Below are 20,250 nucleotides of genomic sequence, written 5' to 3' on the forward strand. Positions count from 1 at the left end.
TTTTGAAATATTAGGTCAGCTCTATTTAACCACTACTCCTCTTTTACCTTTTAGTTTTGCATAAGAGTGGTACTCTTTTACTTAATTAATAAAGCTGATTAGTACAAAAACAGAGGTTAACAATAGGATAGGGATAATCAAAAAAGTTTGCTTTTACTTGTAAAAAAGACAGTTCCAATATTTGGTGATAATATTATTTTCTCAAAATAAAAGACAAGGATAATAGGTCACATATTTCTCTATTCTATTAAATAATTCTTCCTACCAAGACAAAAGTTTAGTTATAAAAAAGCTAGAAACTTTCTGATAAAAAAAGTTTTGTTTGGGGCTCGTTCGGAGCTTGTTCAGAAACTCTTCGGAAAACACCCTGTTTTTCCGAACAAATACCCTTTTTTCCCGAACCAATCTTTTTAGCACGAGTCAATTCATTAGATTTTTTTTGTGTTATTCCAATGTGAAAATAGATTATACAAAAAAACGGCTACCAATTAAACATTGATAGCCGTTTGTCACTTATACAATTAAGATCTACTTTTAAAACAAGGATAAATCTCCCCTAAACTAAACTTAGAGAGTTACTTTATAACTAAGCTATATGGAGATATGTAATTATGCTCTAGCATTATCCGAAAAGAGTATTATTTAAAGACCAACCATTCTATATTCATTAGGTGTTATTCCAACACAATCAACAAAATGCTTTTTAAAAGTATTTACAGATTTAAAACCACAACTATTTGCTACTACATCTAGTGTCCAATTTTCCTTTCTTTCTAATAATCTAAGGGCATGGTTAACCCTATATTTGCCTACTAATTTATAAAATGTTGTATTTAAACAGTCATTAATTACCCTACTAACCGTACTTCTGTTATCCTCAATTATCAATTCGCATAGTCTACTCAAAGAAAAATCATTTTCTAAATAAGATAAGTCTTGTTCAAAAAAATCAGCAATCTTTTTTGCAATTACTACCTCCTCTTCTGTAAAGGCTACTACTGGTTGATTAGTAATTATTTGGTCTTTTCCTTCTTCTACATCTAGATCCGTTTTACTTGATATTTTATATGTGAATGACTCTTTTTTAAATGTTAATTTATTGATTATTAAAGTAAGCAGAGTAATACCAGAAATAAACAGAATAACAACATCTATTCCTATATCTATATACTTTATATGTAATGCTATAGTCTCTCTGAATAATAAACCTAATAAAGAATCAACATTAAAGAGTATGAAATCAAACAACAAAAAGAAATTAATAAAATGAATATATCCCTGATGTACTTTATCTTCAATTTTAATTCTACTAATGCGAGTAAAATAAAACAAGAGATACATTATGCTAAAAAAGTTAAACAATGAATCTTCTAACCAAATCTCTAAATGAAAAAATGTATGTATAATAATAACAGCTAGCCCCAACATTAAAATACTGTATAGTTCTGACAATACCGTTCTATTGTTAGTTATAGGAATAAGAGAAATTAAGATAATACTACCCATCCAAGGAAAAATATTAAACTCCATACATCCTATCGTACTTGTACAGAAAACTAAACAGAAAGTAATAAAAACCAGTAATAGTACATAAATTATGTACTCTGATAAACCTTTTCTAGCTATTTTATTAACAAACATAAGTCGCATTACATATATTTTTTTTAACACAATAATTCACATTAAATAAACACCTGTACAACTTAAGACTTAAAATTATCAAAAAGTCACTTTATGCGAACAACTATTAAGTAGAAATCAAAAACAATGAAGAAACTAAAAAGTTAATAAATAATATATATCAATAAAACACAACTAAAAAAAAACAATATAACACATAAAAATACATTAAAAACAAAACTAAAAATACATATGTTAATCTTTTATTTTAACATATATTATCTTTTAAAATCCAAAGTATTTTATTATTTCAGAAGCAATACTTCTAAAACAATTATCTAAAATCTTCATTACTTACTCAACAAAGCTGATGGAGGAAAACCGTATACCTGTACAAATGCGCGATAAAAAGACAATCTGGTATTAAAACCACAAAAACTCGTTAATTCCTCTACTGTCACATCTTTATTTTTTTCTTTAATTAAGCCCACTGCATATTCTACCCTTAATCGGTTTATATATTGTCTAAAGCTTACAGAATTAGATTCTTTAAAATACTCTGACAATTCCTTCTTATCTACTTCTAATACTTCAGAAAGCTTTTGCAAGGTTAAATCTACATTCAGATAAAGCTTACTTTCGATCAGTTGTTCAAACAACTTCTGACGAATAACCATCATGCGCTGTTCTTTCTCCAAAGTAAATTGAGGTTCCTTTGTATCCAAACAAACCTCTACTACCTCTTTTTCGCTATATTCTATAGCAACTTCTGACTCGTCAAGCTCTGGTTGACTTGCTAAGTTTGGTTCTTCTAGCTCTCCTATTAATAACTGTATTGCTTCACTTTTTATCTTTAACCTTTCTTTGTAGTTTTTAATTATATAACTATTCATTGCATCTAAAAAGGCAACAATAAGCAAAATAAGACAATAGAATACATAAATATAATCGACATCAAAAACTCCAATAGGCTTAAACGTCAGTACAGCATAGAAAAAAGAACAACTTAACACTAATAAAATATAACTCAAAATCACACTATTCTTCTTAAACTCTAATTCATGTTTTATCATATATAAATAGCCATAACTTCCATACAACAAACAACTTCCTGCTATCAAAACATACAGTATCGTATCTAAAAAAAGTAAATATTCAAGATGAGGAAAAAATAGCTTAGACAACAAATAGAATACTGGAAAAAATATAAAAGGCAATAAATGCCATAATATCTTAATAGAGACATTATATAATAGTAAAAACAATAGAGGGCCTATCGTTAAAGCAAAATAAGCACTTAAGTGAAAGTCAAAAAAAGCTTTATCTCTCTTTATTAGATACACTAGAAAAGAGGATAGAACTAAAATACAACATAGAAAAAAAATCCTCTTATCTATATTGCGTTTTGATTTATTAAAACTAAAAAGAACAACATAACTAACAAAAAAAAGGAGAATCAAAAATAGTAGAACCATAATAAATTGTAAATAGGGAAACAATTAAACTCTGTACATAAAATCTTTTTTAAAGAAAAAACCCCTCACTTTTTTTGATCACTTTGATAGACACAATAAAGATTCTGAAATATTCTTTTTAGCCCACAAACTATCCAAAGTGTAAAACTCAACTACATTTAACAAAAATGAATATCTAAATAAATAGGATTTGAAGAGTGTTTATATACTTAAACTTGAAAAACAAAACTAGAAGCCTTATGTTAATTCCATGTATCAAAAAAGACTCTCTCTCCTCATCTAAAGCCTAATGGTACATACTTTAAGAATATCAAGTGTTAAAAAAGTATGGCTTATGGTTACATAGTTTATATTTTTAACAACTAAAAACATTATTATTTAAGTTTCTATATAATAGAACTAGTCTAAAAGTAGATATTAGTATCTTAAGACACTGTTTACTACTTTTTTATCAAAAAACGAAAAAAACATGCTAAAAACAAAAGCGATACTCTATATCGAATATCGCTTTTGATACATTAAAAAAATTTACCTACTTATCTAATAATGCTGAAGGTGGAAAACCATACCATTGAACAAAGGCTCTATAAAAAGATAATCGAGTATTAAACCCACAATAAAAAGCAAGTTCTTCTACCGTAATATCCTTATTTTTTTCTTGAATTAGATTAACTGCATATTCTACTTTTAACCGATTAATATACTTTCTAAAATTAGTTGAATTACCCTTTTTAAAGTAATCCGTTAATTCCTTTTTACTAATACGAATGACAGTCGCCACTTGATCTATGGTCAGATTAGGTTCTAAATAAAGTTTGGTTTCTATCAGGTTTTTAGACAACTTCTGACGAATAACATCTATTCTTTCTTGCTTCTCTGTGTGTTCTACTTCTTTCTTATTCTCTCTATGTTCATCTGGTAGCTCTTGTACAAATTCTGACCAGACTACTTGCTTCCCCTCCCCTTTTATAAGATACTCCCTTGGATCTAAAACACGTGGATTAGCATTCTGTTGTCTACAGTTTAGAGCAACATTGAGTTCTGTCAGCAAAGCCACTCCTATCAAGAAGAAGCAATATATCATATACACATAATCTATATCTAATACTTTAGGAGATTTAAAAAAAAGCAGACCAAAAAAGAAAGCACAACTAAATAATAATACAATATAAGAAATCACAATACTATTGTGTTCAAAACTTAGTTCCTCTCGAACTACATAAAGATAACCATAACTACCATAGATTATACAGCTCAATGCTACTGTTGCAAAAAGAATATCATCTAAGAATGGTAAATACCAACAATAAAAACTAGGTACGAAAAAAAAGCTAATAACATCAACTAATGAAAATACAATAAGAGGCAAAAAGTGATAGTATATCTTACTCTCTTTATCCTTTAATAACAATAGTAAAAGTGGACCTATAGTCAGTCCTAAAAATGCTCCAAAAGAAAAGTTTAAAGCAATTTTATCACGTTTAATGAAGTAAACTAAAAAAGCGAATATAACAAGAATACAAGAGAGGTAAAACACCTTTTTATCGCCAATCTCTTTAGACATATTATGGCTAAAAACAAGGACATAACCAACAAAAAGTAATACTATTAAGAATAATAAAATCATAATTTAAACGCTTGGGGGAGCTTATATAATTTATGTACAGTTCTATTAGAAATTAAACACACTGGTTATCTTCTAAGATGGGTATTTCACATTCCTTTGTGAATGAAAAAACGACTACTTCTATTTAGCTTCCGATCTACATATATGATATCTGTTTATTTAAAATTCAAATACTCTTTTAATTGTATCACAGTATCTTCTCTTAATACTCTACTACTCTTCACAAGTACAACTATCACGTATGAACATAAGGTAAGCATACTTATAAATAAGATAATCAACTTAATACCTATATTAAAGTACATAATCTGCTCGGCATGTATACTGTGATAGAACTTATCAAAAACGATTCCAACGTTTAATAATACAACATAAAAAATAAGAAAGTAATTAATAAAGCATGTATACCCTTTCTGAAATCTATTCTCTATGGTAATCTTTTTGGCATAACAATAAAAAAACAAAATATACATCACACAATAAAGATTGAACAAAGAAATCTCCAATAGATTAAAGTGATGTTCTACAAGATTTACAACCAAAAATACAATTCCTATTACAATTAGTTTATACGCCTCTCTTTTCACCAAAGAATAAGTAAAAAGTGGTAATAAAGACACTAAAATAATATTAGCTACTAAAGGGAAAAAATTAAACGATGTATCCAAAAGCATTTCTTTATAAAAAGGAATACACAAAAGAAGAAAAACAGTTAGAAGAAAGAAAAACAGTTTCACAGGGCTATTTTTGTTGACTCTTTTATTGAATTCTCCCTGTATCATATAGCTATTTTTGTTAAAAAGGACGTTTTTAAAAACCTTATAATTTATCATATTGTGATGAGAAGGTACAAAAAAGTCACACACACCAAGGGTTCGCGTTATGTGACAATAATTAATAGGCTCTACGTTTTTAAATCTTATTATAAACAATATCCATAAACAAAATCAAATACAAAGCTATTCTTCAAAAAAAAAACAACTAAGCACTAAACCTTACAGAAATGTTAAAAAGTTTTTTTTAACATTTATAACAATAAATATTCGCAATATGTACTATTAAAGAAGACGCTTTCCTAGAGACTACAAGGGTTTAAGAGGTATCTAAGACCAATAATAATCCTCGTTTTTTCTCTGTTTTTTACAAAAAATCACCTCCTTATTATCTGATCCAACTTACTCCAGATAATAAATAAAATTACAGAGACTACTACATAACCAAATAACCAAGGGAGAACCTTTAGATCGAAAAAACGGTAACACAATACAGCTATCAAAAATAATAGAGGATAAAAAAGTACAGATATAAAAAAAACTCTAGATACCTTGTCTAACCAATAATATCTTCGTCCTACAACGCTAGACTTAGGAGATGCAATCGACATAATAGAAGGAATAAACATAATGATACTCCCAATAAAAGCCACACTAACTATAATCCATAAAATAATATCCATATTTCTCTTATATCCGTCACAAAACTAACATAACTAGATAAAGATACTAACGTTTTAACTTGTCCTTATCATATCACTAGTGTGTTCAATTATTCTAACAAAGATACACCCTCATTTTTAAAACCTTTTTAAATACCACCCTATCCTTGACCTATTGCCAAAATTTTAAATACCTTTACAAAACACAGTTAGTTTAATCGTTTAAAAAAGAAAGACAAATGAGTCAAAAAGCACAAAATGTGACAGATTATCCAAATAACAATACTATTTTTTCAGTTTGGAAGTTTAAAGAAGGAGCTGAAATAAAACAAGCTTTTGAGGCTTTATGTGGTCTAGTCAATAACTTAAACAATTCATTTAAAGTTAGAGTAAACGCAGAACCTACTAGTTGTATCTTAGGAGTAAGTCATAACGCTTGGCTAAAACTAGACTTACCTACTCCAATGCCAAAGGAATTAAAAGTTTTTGAAGAAATCAAAGGAAATAAACATACTGCTGTATCTACAGATGCAGACCTACACCTACACTTGAGCGCTATTAATCCTGCTATATGCTATGATATGGCCATGGCGATATCTAAAGTCCTACTGCCAGTAGCAGACTGTATCGATGAAGTACAAGGGTTTAAATATTGGGATGGTCGTGCGATCATAGGTTTTGTAGATGGTACTGAAAACCCTATCGGAGAAGACAGAGATTACTTCGGAATCGTAGGAAACGAAGACCCTCAATACAAAGGAGGTAGTTACTTATTCGTCCAAAAGTATATTCACTTTATGAAGGATTGGGACAACTTATCTACAGAAGAACAAGAGAAAGTAATCGGTAGATATAAAGCTACAGATATAGAGATGGAAGACGATAAAAAACCTGCCAACTCACATACTGCCCTTACAGCAATAGAAGATGAAGACGGTAATGAACTAAAAATTATTAGAGCGAATATGCCCTATGCTAATCCTTCTAAAGGACAAGCAGGAACTTATTTTATTTCTTATGCCTCTACCTTCAGCACAACAGAAAAAATGCTTAAAAATATGTTTATTGGAGAACCAGCAGGTAACTATGATAGAATATTAGACTTTAGTAAAGCCATATCAGGAACGTTATTCTTCGTGCCTTCTTTAGACATTTTAAATGATTATTCTGCAGAATAACAATACTTTATAAAATCAAAAGCACCTCAGTATAACTATTGAGGTGCTTTTTTATATACTATACTTCTAAAAACTCTTTTATATCGTGATAGCCATACACCACTACTTCTGGATACTGACTTATAAACTCCTTTATACGCTCTAATGACTCTAATCGCAGTCTATTGTTATCTGCTCTCGCCTCTGTCAATTGGTGTACAGGGTGATTAGGGTTAGTTAGTTCTTCTCTTAAATAATAAGCATCCCCTATATAAAAATACCAATCCTCCTCTACCTGATAAATAATACCACAATGTCCTAAAGTATGTCCAAACAATGGAGTCAAATACAACTCTACTCCTTCTATCTGTATTCTTCTTACTTCTAATGCTCTCCATTGTTCTCCTGTAGTCCTATACTGCATTATAATAGGTTGATGGAGTAAGAGCGTCTTTACATATCGAGGATTGTCAGATTGGTAATTATGATACTCTTCAGAGGCAACATGTATAGAAGCGTTCGGAAAATCTACAATACCTGAGATATGATCACAGTCTAGATGAGATACCACCACATCCGTTACCTTTCTAGGATCTAGTCCTCGTTGTTTTAACTGCTCATATATGGCCATAGAAGGATCTAATCGAAGCCCAACAGCTGTTACTAATTCGGGTGAGAATCTAGATTGCACAGGATTGTTGTCCTGTACTCCTATTCCTGCATCTAGTAGAACTAATTTATTTTCTATTTCTAAAACTGTACAGTGCCCAATGGCTCTATCTCCTGTTGGAGCATTAATCTCTACAGCATTCAAGTGATATACGTTGATCATACTATTTTTCTAATTTTAATTGAACAAAATTCAACTTATTTCAAGTCAAAAAATAGAATGATAACGCCAATTTACTCTACGCCAATTATTCTAAAGGGTATAGAAATATCTATCTGTGGAGTATCCATAAAATGGCTATTTTGAAGAAATGCTTTAGGTGAATCTCCTACAAATACCCGAAACTCTCTCCCGAAGTGAGATTGATCCGCATAGCCTACCTCGTACGCTACCTGAGTTAATGAGGTAGCTTGACTATTTTGCATAAAGTGTAATGCTTTCTGAAATCGCATGATTCTACTATAAGTATAAGCATCTATACCTACTACTTCTTTGAACTTTCTCTGAAAACTTCTCCTAGACATATTCACTTCTTCTGCTAGGCTCGTTGTATTAGCTAATTCACAAGTCTTATTTAGCTTTTGTATGATGTACTCTATCTCTTGATTAGAAGATGTTATAGCATATCTTAAGAAGTGATTTTCTAATATTTTAATTGCCTCTTGGGTAGATGTACTTTCATAAAGTTGTCTACACACTTCACTCGGTAAGAGATCTTCTGCATCTGCTAGCGTATTGGTCAATTCTGTAGTATGAAGACCAAATATCTTTTTAAAAGCAGTAGGATGCAAGTCTACTCCCAGCACAATAGCTTTATGAGCAAAGTAATTAAGACAAGGATTATCACTCTTTTGACCATAGATAAAAGACTTAGGCAAAGCCTTTTGATTTTCCTTATTGTACAATACTGATTGATTCTGAAACAGCTGTATAATGATCCCTGTATTTCCAGAAGCGATTATGCGATACAGCCCTTCCCCTTCTATTAGATCTACTTCTCCATGCCAGAATCTACTTACGATACCTCTGAGCTCTTTTCTAGGCAAACAGTACTTTACATTCATATCTTATAAATCCTATTCAATCAATTAAACTACTAAAAATAGTATTAATCTCGCGTTTCTACAATCAAAAAACGCCTTTTTCAAACAAAAAGCCGATAGAATCATCTATCGGCTTCTTTAATTATATTATTCCTTATGTTGACTTTTATAGATAAGATAGGCACCTAATATCACTCCTAATAGAGCTAATAGAACCAATAATTCTTCAGGTGTATTACCATTTAGTCCACCAATACACATCCCTAAAAAGAGAACCGCTATCGCGATAATACCCCATCCTATGATCTTCATCTTCTTTTCTTAAATACGATTCATAATTTGCTTACACTATAAATAAGTCTTCTTATACTGTTTTACTAAAAGTGTCTATCCAAATTATTCTCTAAGATTACGCTATTAGCATAATAGACGCAGTGTTTCTCTTGTATAGCTCTCATCTCTCCACATTCAGGACAAGTTGCCTGAGCCGTATCCTCATTCACGCGATTCTGCAATTCTTCACTATCATCATAACACTCTCCTCCTAACCCTCCTAGAGTGATAGTATATCTATAGCCTCTCTCACTCATAAATGAGCACTCCCCATCTGTAATGTTTTGAGTAGAGAAGTTCACATCGTCTAGCCATCCTTCACTAGGCCAGTTGATATGTACTAAGTTTCCATCCTTCACCTCTACACTTACCTGATAAGTACTACTACTCTCTGTATAAGGGTTTTCATACATCACCTCAGCACAATACACTCCATCTTTATAATAGTCACTCTCACCATAAATGGTAAAACCGTGTGACCCGGCACTTTTTTTACAAGCAAATAACAGTAATGTCATACTTGCAAACAACAGAATTATTTGTTTCATTATCCTATTTAAAATACCTCAAACTATGTAAGACCTTGCCCTAGCCATGTACTACGTACTAAAAATGCATCTACTTACACACTCCACAGCTATTTCCTTTCTGAGCGCAGTGCTTACAGTATTTACAATTTTTACACGCTTTACAATTCGAAGATCCTGTACAGGTAGCATAAGTTACAGAACTATAATTTCCTGCAAACACTAACATACTTAATACAGATACACTGATCAATAAACTACTCTTTATCATGTCCTCCTATTTTAGGTTTAGGTACTCGATAAAACAACAATAATGCCAAGCAATTTACTTCTCTTTTTCCTCGTGCTAAAAGCGGTGCAAATGTATCAAAGGAACTGTGAAAAAAAACTTAAATTTATAAGCTTTTTTTACTCTTTTTAGAGAGACCTGTTTCTTTTGTTTTGACACCTAATACAGAACAGTTATATCATCTCTAAAGCCTCTAATATACAGCCATATATATACACTAGATCTTCGTCAGTCGTACAGTATGGAGGCACTAGATAGATGATATTACCTAGAGGTCTCATCAGGACTCCTCTCTCTAAGAAGAAAGGATATAACATATCATGCATATCACTAAAATAAGAAGTGCATTCTGTTGTCTTCCATTCCATCGCAAAAATAGTTCCGCATTGACGCGCATCTTGTACTTTAGGATGCTGTTTTAATTGTAGTATAAACCCTTTGTGTTGCTCTACAATACGATTAATATGATCCTGTGTATCTTTAGACAACAATAGATCCATACTTGCTAAAGCTGCTGTACAGGCTAAAGGACTTGCCGTAAAAGAATGTCCGTGAAACAGTGCTTTAGTCTTATCATCTGCATAAAATGCCTGATACAGTTCTTCTGTACAAGTAGTAATTCCTAATGGTAAAGTACCTCCAGTAAGTCCTTTCGAAAAACACATAATATCAGGCGACTCACTAAGGTGATTAGCGGCAAAAAGCTTTCCTGTTCGCCCAAACCCCACGAATATCTCATCTTGGATTAAGAGGATATCTCTTTCTTTACAATGGCTCATTAATGCAGATAGGTGTTCTGCCTTGTGCATTAACATTCCCCCTGCCCCTTGTACTAAGGGTTCATAGATAAAACAGATTGTCTCTTCAACATATGTATCAATGGTCTTTTTTATACTCTCTAGATTCTCTGCCGTGGGCACCTCTATAAACAAAACCTCAAACAACATATCGCCAAAAGGATCTGTCCATATTCCTCTACCACTCACAGACATTGCCCCAAAAGTATCTCCATGATACCCATTTTTAAAAGCAATGACTTTATTCTTCTTACCTCCTTTATTATAATTAGCCTGAATAGCCATTTTTAAAGCTACTTCTATCGCTGTCGAACCATTATCTGTATAGAATATCTTAGTCTGGCTAGATGGTAATAAGCCTAATAATCGCTCTGATAATTCTATAGCAGGCTGATGAGTAAACCCAGCAAAGATTACTTGCTCTAGAGTAGTTAATTGTTCGGTCATTTTCTGAGCAATATAAGGGTGCGAATGCCCATGTAAGGTTACCCACCACGAAGATACTGCATCTATATATCTCTTGCCATTTGCATCGTATAGATAACTCCCTTCTCCTCTTACAATAGGTATAATATTCTGAGCTGTTTTCATCTGAGTATAAGGATGCCAATTCACAGCATAATCGCGTTCTATTAAATTCTTTTGTCTATTTTTCATTTGTTATTTTTGTGATGAATCACTTGCTAATTCAAGTGCTGTTAACATAACTGCTTCTTTAGTAATCTCTGCTAATGTGGGTATCTGTATTAATTGTGTATCTCTGTCTATGAAGTTCTTTATCGCCTCCAATGAATAAGGGTTAAACGCTCCATTCAGCACAAGGTAATCAATAGGAATATTCCTTGTTCTCAATGCTTCTATCGATAACATTGTATGGTTAATACACCCCAAATAATTTTTAGTGACTAACGCGACAGGAAGTTTTAAATATTGAATCAGATCAATCATATAAGTAGAAGAGTTAATCGGAACAAACAATCCCCCTGCTCCTTCTACAATGAGATTATTCGCAGTGTCAGGTAGTGTAAAATCGGCCAATTGAATATCAACATTTTCTTTAGCTGAAGATTCATGAGGCGAAGCGGGTAACTGCAGCCTAAATCTTTCTCTATGAATAGTCACATTCTCATTCCACTGTTGTATCTTCATACTGTCTGACTCATGAAGGTCTCCAGACTGAATAGGCTTCCAGTAATCAGCCTTAAAATAATGTGTTAGAATAGCAGAAGTAACTGTTTTACCAATTCCTGTATCGATACCAGTTACAAATAGTTTAAGGGGTTGTGTCATTTCTTTTTATAATTTCAAATAATAGATTCATTTCTTCTCTTGTGTTGAAAGCATGGAGACAGATTCTTATGCGTTCTGTACCTTTAGCCACAGTAGGTGCCTTAACGATATAAGTACTAAGATTGTGTTGTAGTAAGTCTGTTTGAAAACTTGGAATATCTCGAATTCCCTTAAGACTAATCACCTGTATAGGACTTGGAGTCAGTACAATGCCTTTTGGGGCGACTTCTGCGTAAGTCTTGATAACACTTTCTAATTGTAGTGATAGCATAGGATGCTTCTCTATAAAAAGGTACGCAAGCTTAATACTCATGGCCATCAAAGCATTAGGCGCTGTGCTGTAAATAAAGGAAGAAGCAAAGTTAATCAGAGAATCTATCAACATCTTACTTCCCAGCACAGCAGCACCATGTACTCCCATCGCCTTACCGTATGTCACGAGAGTTGCCCATACACCAGCTTGTAATCCTAGAGAATGTACTCTACCTAGGCCGTATACTCCTATAGCGTGAGCCTCATCTACTATTAAGTAAGCGCCATAACGCTGTGCCAACTCTACTAGCTCCTCTAAGGGAGCTAAATCTCCATCCATAGAATATAGGCTCTCTACGGCTATGTAGATATCTCCTGTTGCTTTATTAAGTAAGCGCTCTAAGTCTTCTAAATCATTGTGTCTGAACTTCCACTTTCTTACTCTTGACAATAGACATCCATCGTGTACAGACCGATGTATCCATTCGTCTACAATCACAGTATCTCTCGGCGTAGGTAGATTACCTAATAGAGCTAGATTAGCCTGATAACCAGAGTTAAAAAGAAGTGCTCCCTCTACGCTATGCCTAGTTGCTATATACTCTTCTACTTCTTCTACCTCCTTCGTATTCCCACTGATTAATCTAGATCCTGTACTTCCACTTAACAGAGTTGGATTATCTACTACCATATCTAATAAACCTTGCCGAAAAACACTATTTCTACTCAATCCTAAATAGTCATTCGATAGGAAGTCTATTGTTTCTATATCCCTAAGCTGTAAACGTCTATAGTTATTGTCGTGAAGTCGTTCTGAGAGTCGTCGCTGTAGATTATAAGGTAGTGTATTCATGCCTTAATTAATCGCTTTAGCAATAGCCTCCATCCACTCTTGACAAAGCGATTCTTCATACTCTACAATGATATCAGCATAGTATTGCCAATCAGGTGAAAACATCTCTAACTGAGAAATCATCTCTTCTAGATGTCCTTGTTCTTCTGCTATAATTGATTTGACCATGACCTTAGAACCAGAACGATCTAAAACACCTTGATAAATAGGATATAGTTTGTCCGCTCGTACCTCTATCGCGTACGTAACCAATAGATAAGCAGCGAATTTTAAAGGTCCTCCATGAAGTCCAAGTGATTCTTTTAGATATCGAACGCAGAATAAATCTAATCGTTGTAGATACTGTTGAGTCTGAACAGGTGCTAATAGATTAGTGGTATCATAGTGCTCAGGAAAACAAACTTGTAGTTTCTTAATTTGTTTTTTTAAGTAATAAGCATGCCTATGCTCTTCTGTCGCATGCTTTAATTGTAAAAAGGTAACTTGATACGGATTTTCACAAGCGGATATTTTCCTCGCCCCTGTGTTCTCCATAAAGGATAAGGCATTTAGCCATTTGCTGTGTAGCTCATCGCTCGCTACGATTACTTCTAATAGTTGTTCCATTTTGTGTTCGTTTAAGCCACAAAACTAGAAGGACTAACTGGATCACCACAAGACCACTTTTAAGATAAATACTAGTCCGGATACTATCATACACTCTACCGAGAAGATAGTACCTCTTCTATCTCCGTGATATATCAGTACCTAATACGAGCCTATCCCTTGCTAAAAAAGCCTTTTAACTAGTATGTATCAGCTATTCTACACGGTTTATAACTGTAGATAGTAAGATGAAGAAGATTAATTACTCGTCTACAGACTGAGTTTATAATGGAGAAGATACACTAGATTAATCACTTCTCCCTGCGTTGTATCTTATAGTGGAGTCTTAAAAAAGGAATAGTATAAAAACTAAAGTTGTGATCTGTACATATCTTTCCATCTGTACCTACATAGATATGTAGACTCTCATGTAAAGCCCTTACAAATTTCACCCAATGCTTTCCTTTGTGATTCGTAACATAAAAGTAAAAACCTACATCGCCAAATTGCTTACCATTGCTCTGTAAGAGTAAACTTCCATCTTCTTTAACCTCCTGATTGAGTAGTACTATAGCATTGCCATTGGGCAACGGAAAAACCACTTTAAACAATTCTTTATTTTTACTAGGAAGATAAGCATGAGTATAAATACCCGAGAACAACGTTTGTCCTGTTTCTTTGACCTTTCGATACCAAATCGTCCAAACCGTTTGTTCTTCTTTCTGAAGTTTTATTATTTCACTTTCTAGCCCTTTCGAAAAAATAATGGTATTGGTTGGAATGTTCAATTGCTGTAATCTCTTACTAAACAACCATCCTAATAAGGTTCCGAAGGGTTTAAAAACACCCTTCCACTCACACCAGACCTCAAAGTCGTAATCTGATGTATGGGTGTAGAAATCTATGATCTGTAGATCTAGTCTATTGCGCTCTGATACAGTAAAATCTAGTATATTGATATCTTCTATAAGTCCACTTCCAGCCTGATTAATAATCACGTCATACTGACTAGCTAATCTGTCAATATAAGACTTATCTATAATCGTTTTATCACCAATGACTCCTTCTATCCAAGGCATCTCGGCGATATCAATACGCCTTCCAAACAACTTTACCCAGAGCTGAGTAATCCTATCTTGTAACATACATCCATTACTTTATCTAAAAGTACTCTTTTTCTTAGAAAAGACCTATCTATACTGAAGAGTTCTTCTCTATTTGTCATCAATTTTATAGGTAACTAGCTGTGCAATATCTACTGATTTAGGGTCTAAACTACTTCATTTATAAATCAATTGTTTAGTATATCTATCAGCGAATTATTCGTCTACAGGCTGAGTTGTTACCTTAGTAGATAAGTATGTTCTATAAATATAAACTGCTCCAAATGAAAATGTTGCTACAACAAAAGTAGCGATAGGCAAACTCATCACCTTCTCTGCTGGAAATACATAAACTAAAAATGGAAACGCATATACTGCAGGCACTCGCATCTGAAATAGTTGAGACAAACCATACATCATGATCAACAATAGAAACGCGAGCACCAACCAATTCTCGATATACTGATATAATACCACTCCTATACTAATAGCTAATGTAAGAATAGCGATTTGCTTAACCATAATCTTCAGTGAATACATCTTCATATTTAAAGATTCGTATAGTACTACTGCTATAGGAGGGATAACCGCCATCTGCTGGTTACCTGAATAATAAGCTACTACCATCCACAGTAGATTAATCAAGAGATAGGGATACATCATTTTCGTATTGACCTTCCCTTTTGAGTCAATCCCTTTATTTAAATCTAGTGCATACACCACAATCATCAAGACAAAAGTAGTTACCAATATGGCATAGATAAATGACCACGCATGAGCATTAGTCACAATAGGAAGAAAACCTGTAGCTAATGCAGGAGGCAAACTATAATTAATTACTTTCATCAGTACTAACATCAGTAGCAATACAATTAACAGCTTAGAGATATAAGGAATAGCTAACATATTTAGCCCAAACCCCATTAACGCTGTTAGTGAAGGAAGAATAAATATCTTATCAGGCTGTCTCAGCCATGCTTTTTCTTGGAATACCCATAGCCCCACAGCTAGCGCTGCTATCTCTGGTAATACAATCTCTGGATCCTGAAAATACACTGCTCCACACACCATCAGTAGTATGAATACAAATGCTAAAATATAGTGATATACAGTTGGTTTATGTGCTAAGTTCATCATCTTCATTACTTATTTGAAGCAAAATTAATTGAACTCAAGCATAAAGTGCTTATATAATTTTGTCTTTTTGTTATATTGAACGTGAGATATATTGTAATTTTTATATCCATTCAAAAGACTTCGCACAGTGTGTAGAAGTACAAGTCATTTATACAAAGTCAAAAGATACTTCACATAGCATTAGCAGACATAATAAAGTATCTGAATAGGTGTAATACTTCGCTACACAAAGTCTCCCGACTTCGTGTACATAACCATTGTGTGCCAACAAAACGTGAGACGCAAAATATTGACGTCTCTACTTTATACGTATTGCGTAAATATACCTTTCGATTCTGTAACCACAATACCTGCGTTGGCGCGGATTTGGCAATCCGTGCCCTATATACCGCTACACGAAGTCTCCCGACTTCGTGTACCTATATACAATCCACATAACCACATGCAGAAGGCACACACATTCCTAATTCTTAATTTTAAATTCCTAATTAAAATCACACTTCATCTAGTAACAATCTCTTCATCTCTGTCTCTTGAATCATTGGTAATTCCCAGTGTTCAATGAAAGCCTCCATCATCTTACGTCCTCTCGCTTCAATATTTTCCTTCGTCCAATTAGGGTATTCTAAAAGGTCTAACTCTAACTTACTTACTCGATACTCATGCTTTACAGCATTCTGTACCTTGTGTTGTATCTTGTCAAAAGGGTTCGCTTCATAGCGGTTATATGCTAAAAACATATTCCCTATCGAATGGCTATAACGGTCACGATTGACCTTTTGCATAGTATTAATATCCTTATACGTACTTCTTACTTCATAATCATCTTCCTCTGGATAGACTAAGTACACTTTAGGCTCGGTCTGTTCTAATAAACCTCCCATACTCTCTTCTATGCCTTTTAAGAAATAGTCTAACCCTGCCCAAGTCTTAAATCGTCCTCCCTTATGGATATGACGAATCACCTCTTTCCATCGGAAGTGCTCTACTCTACTCTCCATCAACACATTGAACAAGTATTCATTATTATGCGCACGTCCACGTAGATAGTAAAAATTAATATCTCTGAAAGTATCCTCTACATTTAGCGTAGAGTTGTTTCCCTGTAGTAAAAAGCACATGATATTATGGCGTTCCATCGCAAAGAACAAACGCTCTATACTAACCAAACGTTCTTGTAGTTCAAAGTCTGATAGTCCATGATCTTCCTTCACAGGCAAATCTCTCATCAATACAGCCAATACTAGGTTAAGCATATACTTACCGTATCCTCTAGGGAAATTAGACAGTCTTAGTAATGACTTCTGTATCGCAGGAGTAATCATATACACAAAGTCTTCATCTGTGTCTACAGCATAAGGATTATTAATAAAATACCACAGCGCTACAGCCTTGCGCATACTTTCTAGCCATTGGGTAAGTTCACTATAATCAGCGTAATTCACGCTTCCCATCTCCTGTTGATCTAGCTGAAAGTCGATGGTAAACAAATGCTTCTGATAAGACTTAAAATCTGTAGATACCATCTTAGAATGAGAGAAGTACAACAACCAAAACGCTTTCAAAAAAGCATCGTCATCCATGGCCTGTGTAGGGTTTCGCCCCAGCCATTTATACACTTCTAACCAACTCTGATTAACTTTCTTACGACTGCGATCTATCGTACTCGCAACTGTCAATTGCTTAGAGACGATATAAAGCACTCTATTCTTCAGACGTTCTAAACTTGATAATTGTTTCCCTCTAAAATTTAGCGTCTCGAATACCATAGACACGTCTAATGGGCGCTCCTTAGACTCATTTAAGTTTAATATCGAAAACAATAGGTGCTTAGTCAGCTTCTCTATCCAAAAAACCAACTCAACTTGTGTAAAGTCTTTAATTCGCTCACTAAAGAATGCTTTTGCGAAAGATAAATTATGCGTGTATAAGGTTTCGGTCTCTTCTGCCTCATAATCAGTATCGTTAAATATCTCTCTGATTAAATAATTATGAGAAGGCACATCTACGTGGTACCCAAAAATATAGCGATAACCATCTGCTTCTTTAACCTTAAAATAGTATTCTGTAAGTCGTTGTTTGAGTGGGCTATCCTCCAGTGCCATCACCAATTCTGATAACAATATTAATATCGTAGTCAGACGTTGTTGCCCATCTACAATATTAAAGCCTTCATAGCTATCTCCTTCTATCACTAACTTTCCTCCTCTTACCACAAACCCTTCGCGTCTAATACATTCGGTATCAAACTTGCTGAAGTCAGTCACCGTAAGAATACCCGTAAAATGAAAAGCATTGCGGTTGTGATGAGTATTGTTCAAATCTCCCCACAATTCTTCTAACTCCTTCTTCGTCCACGAGTAACCTCTCTGATAATCAGGAATACGAAAGACTTTACCTCTAAATACTTCTTCGAAAGTGATAATGTTCATACTATAAGTGCTTACCTATTTTTAAGGGTTGCAAAAGTAGACAATATCACATAGATGGGCTAATGAATTATAATTAAGGATAGTAGTTTAACAAGTGATAAACACAAAAAAACAACTAATATTAAGTGCAATCACTTAAATTTACCTGTTGAGATTGATTTTGGGCCTGGTAAAATAGAGTATCTTTATACTCCCTCAGGAGAGAAAACACAGAAGAGAGTAACAGAGAAAGGAGTTTTTACCTACAGCAGAAAACTTTTTAAATGCTAAGACTAATACTTATGCGTATCAATTTAAAGGTCATCTAGACAATCTAAGGTTGTCTTATAGTTATAAGAGTAAAAATAATATAATTGAAGCAAATGAGATTATAGAAGAAACAAACAATTATCCTTTTGGATTAGCTCATAAGAAGTATAATTAGAAGAATGGTACTTTAATGAAAGACTATAAGTATCAATACAATGGTAAGGGTATTACAAAAAGGATTGGACATGTTTTTCAGTAGAAGAAGGTCGATTTACCTATCAAAATGAAAAGATAAACAACTAAACGAGAATTGTTCTAATCTTATAAATTACTGTACAAATAATGTTAATGTTGCTGATTCAGCTACTTTTGACCAAATTCATATTTCGAAGATAGTGAGCGTAAAACAATGAAGAACCTGTTGATGGTAAATTAACAATTAATCTATTAACTAAATAAAATGATACCAAATAAAAAACTAAAAATATTTTCATATAGCGCTTTAGTTCTAATAATATACTTTATTAGTTCAATTCTTATTGATCCTAATGGTTTTTTTATTCAAAATCAAAAAATAAATAGTGTTCCAAAAGAAAAAGCTATAACAAATAAAACTTTCATAGAAACAATTGAACCTCAACTTGTTTTCGTAAATCAAATGAAAAAAGATTTTTATGTTTACACATATAACTATAGCTATTTGAAAAGTTATGGAATACTACAATTATTCAAACATAGAGTTATTATAGATAAACAATGTTATTATAAATTCATTATCGCTGATTCTTTAATAGATCTTTCTGAATTTGAGATTCGGTATAATGATTTAAAGACTAATCTTTTTAATGATGTTGAAGGCTTTAATACAATGAAAAGCAATGATGTTATGATAATAATCAAATACAAAGATATACTTATGTACAAGGCATTATATTAAAACATCCACTAATAGCTAGCCTTATGATGTGACATATATAAGAAGTAATTCTTTTTATATTGTTGGAAAAGAGGAAAAGAGGAAAAGAGGAAAAGACATAGGGAGTTTAGTTTATCAGTATTTACCTTACCAATACCTAATACCTATTGATGGTAAACTACATTAATATTTACTTAGACGATTATCTGAACAAATTTCAAAAGCCCCTTAATTAGGGCTTTTGTCTTATAAAATAAATTGAATTTTTCTTTTAACTATAAAACATCAATAACAGAGAAAATATGATTACGATCTGTTTCTTCAAAACTTGGTTTAGGTTGGTTTAGCTTTGAAAGCTAACAACAAATAATCAGAAAAGCAAAGCATTCAGTATCTTGAACTAAAGAACAACAAAGAAGTAACTCTTTTTATACCTTCTAAGGAATGAATAAGGATAAGG

Annotated in this window: 17 protein-coding genes; 2 read left to right on the forward strand and 15 right to left on the reverse strand. The window is 33.0% G+C overall.

Going from position 1 to position 20,250, the window contains the following annotated elements:
- Positions 1-642: 642 nt before the first annotated feature.
- From MPR_RS10985 to MPR_RS10995, 3 genes are all read right to left on the reverse strand, one after another.
- A complete protein-coding gene (locus MPR_RS10985; protein ID WP_235280439.1) occupies positions 643-1,530 on the reverse strand; it encodes an AraC family transcriptional regulator in 888 nt (295 codons plus the stop codon).
- 440 nt (positions 1,531-1,970) lie between these two features.
- Complete coding sequence (locus tag MPR_RS18940; RefSeq protein ID WP_235280440.1) at positions 1,971-2,693, reverse strand: helix-turn-helix domain-containing protein; 723 nt, start codon at positions 2,691-2,693, stop codon at positions 1,971-1,973.
- 934 nt (positions 2,694-3,627) lie between these two features.
- On the reverse strand, positions 3,628-4,722 hold the full coding sequence (locus tag MPR_RS10995) for a helix-turn-helix domain-containing protein (RefSeq protein ID WP_041892573.1): 1,095 nt from the start codon (positions 4,720-4,722) through the stop codon (positions 3,628-3,630).
- 1,674 nt (positions 4,723-6,396) lie between these two features.
- On the opposite strand from MPR_RS10995, the gene MPR_RS11010 reads away from it, so the two are divergent.
- On the forward strand, positions 6,397-7,335 hold the full coding sequence (locus MPR_RS11010; RefSeq protein ID WP_041892577.1) for a Dyp-type peroxidase: 939 nt from the start codon (positions 6,397-6,399) through the stop codon (positions 7,333-7,335).
- Positions 7,336-7,393: 58 nt separating this feature from the next.
- On the opposite strand, the gene MPR_RS11015 is transcribed toward MPR_RS11010, so the two are convergent.
- The 12 genes from MPR_RS11015 to MPR_RS11065 form a co-directional block, all read right to left on the reverse strand.
- Positions 7,394-8,146, reverse strand: a complete 753-nt coding sequence (locus tag MPR_RS11015) for an MBL fold metallo-hydrolase (RefSeq protein ID WP_041892578.1) — start codon at positions 8,144-8,146, stop codon at positions 7,394-7,396.
- 71 nt (positions 8,147-8,217) lie between these two features.
- Positions 8,218-9,048: a helix-turn-helix domain-containing protein gene (locus MPR_RS11020; protein WP_041892580.1), complete on the reverse strand. Its 831-nt coding sequence runs from the start codon at positions 9,046-9,048 to the stop codon at positions 8,218-8,220.
- 126 nt (positions 9,049-9,174) lie between these two features.
- The gene (locus MPR_RS18755) at positions 9,175-9,339 is read right to left on the reverse strand and encodes a hypothetical protein (protein WP_167541465.1); all 165 of its coding nucleotides are present in this window, start codon (positions 9,337-9,339) and stop codon (positions 9,175-9,177) included.
- Between the two features lie 65 nt (positions 9,340-9,404).
- On the reverse strand, positions 9,405-9,908 hold the full coding sequence (locus MPR_RS11025) for a hypothetical protein (RefSeq protein ID WP_041892583.1): 504 nt from the start codon (positions 9,906-9,908) through the stop codon (positions 9,405-9,407).
- A gap of 70 nt (positions 9,909-9,978) precedes the next feature.
- Complete coding sequence (locus MPR_RS11030; RefSeq protein WP_041892586.1) at positions 9,979-10,158, reverse strand: hypothetical protein; 180 nt, start codon at positions 10,156-10,158, stop codon at positions 9,979-9,981.
- Positions 10,159-10,349: 191 nt separating this feature from the next.
- Positions 10,350-11,630, reverse strand: coding sequence for an adenosylmethionine--8-amino-7-oxononanoate transaminase (gene bioA / locus MPR_RS11035; RefSeq protein WP_041892588.1), 1,281 nt, complete (start codon positions 11,628-11,630; stop codon positions 10,350-10,352).
- Between the two features lie 3 nt (positions 11,631-11,633).
- Complete coding sequence (bioD, locus tag MPR_RS11040; protein ID WP_041892589.1) at positions 11,634-12,263, reverse strand: dethiobiotin synthase; 630 nt, start codon at positions 12,261-12,263, stop codon at positions 11,634-11,636.
- On the reverse strand, positions 12,247-13,368 hold the full coding sequence (locus MPR_RS11045) for an aminotransferase class I/II-fold pyridoxal phosphate-dependent enzyme (RefSeq protein WP_041892592.1): 1,122 nt from the start codon (positions 13,366-13,368) through the stop codon (positions 12,247-12,249). Before MPR_RS11045 ends, bioD begins: the two co-directional genes overlap by 17 nt.
- 3 nt (positions 13,369-13,371) lie before the next feature.
- Complete coding sequence (locus MPR_RS11050) at positions 13,372-13,974, reverse strand: hypothetical protein (RefSeq protein WP_041892594.1); 603 nt, start codon at positions 13,972-13,974, stop codon at positions 13,372-13,374.
- 290 nt (positions 13,975-14,264) lie between these two features.
- A complete protein-coding gene (locus MPR_RS11055) occupies positions 14,265-15,098 on the reverse strand; it encodes a hypothetical protein (protein ID WP_041892596.1) in 834 nt (277 codons plus the stop codon).
- Between the two features lie 174 nt (positions 15,099-15,272).
- Entirely contained in the window at positions 15,273-16,193 is a 921-nt protein-coding gene (locus MPR_RS11060; protein ID WP_041895427.1) for a membrane protein, read from the reverse strand.
- Positions 16,194-16,687: 494 nt separating this feature from the next.
- A complete protein-coding gene (locus tag MPR_RS11065; RefSeq protein ID WP_041892599.1) occupies positions 16,688-18,625 on the reverse strand; it encodes a DUF262 domain-containing protein in 1,938 nt (645 codons plus the stop codon).
- 709 nt (positions 18,626-19,334) lie between these two features.
- Between MPR_RS11065 and MPR_RS11070 the strand changes: the two genes are divergently transcribed.
- Positions 19,335-19,811: a hypothetical protein gene (locus MPR_RS11070; RefSeq protein WP_041892601.1), complete on the forward strand. Its 477-nt coding sequence runs from the start codon at positions 19,335-19,337 to the stop codon at positions 19,809-19,811.
- Positions 19,812-20,250: the final 439 nt, after the last annotated feature.

The organism is Myroides profundi, from assembly GCF_000833025.1.
Classification (GTDB): Bacteria; Bacteroidota; Bacteroidia; order Flavobacteriales; family Flavobacteriaceae; genus Flavobacterium; species Flavobacterium profundi_A.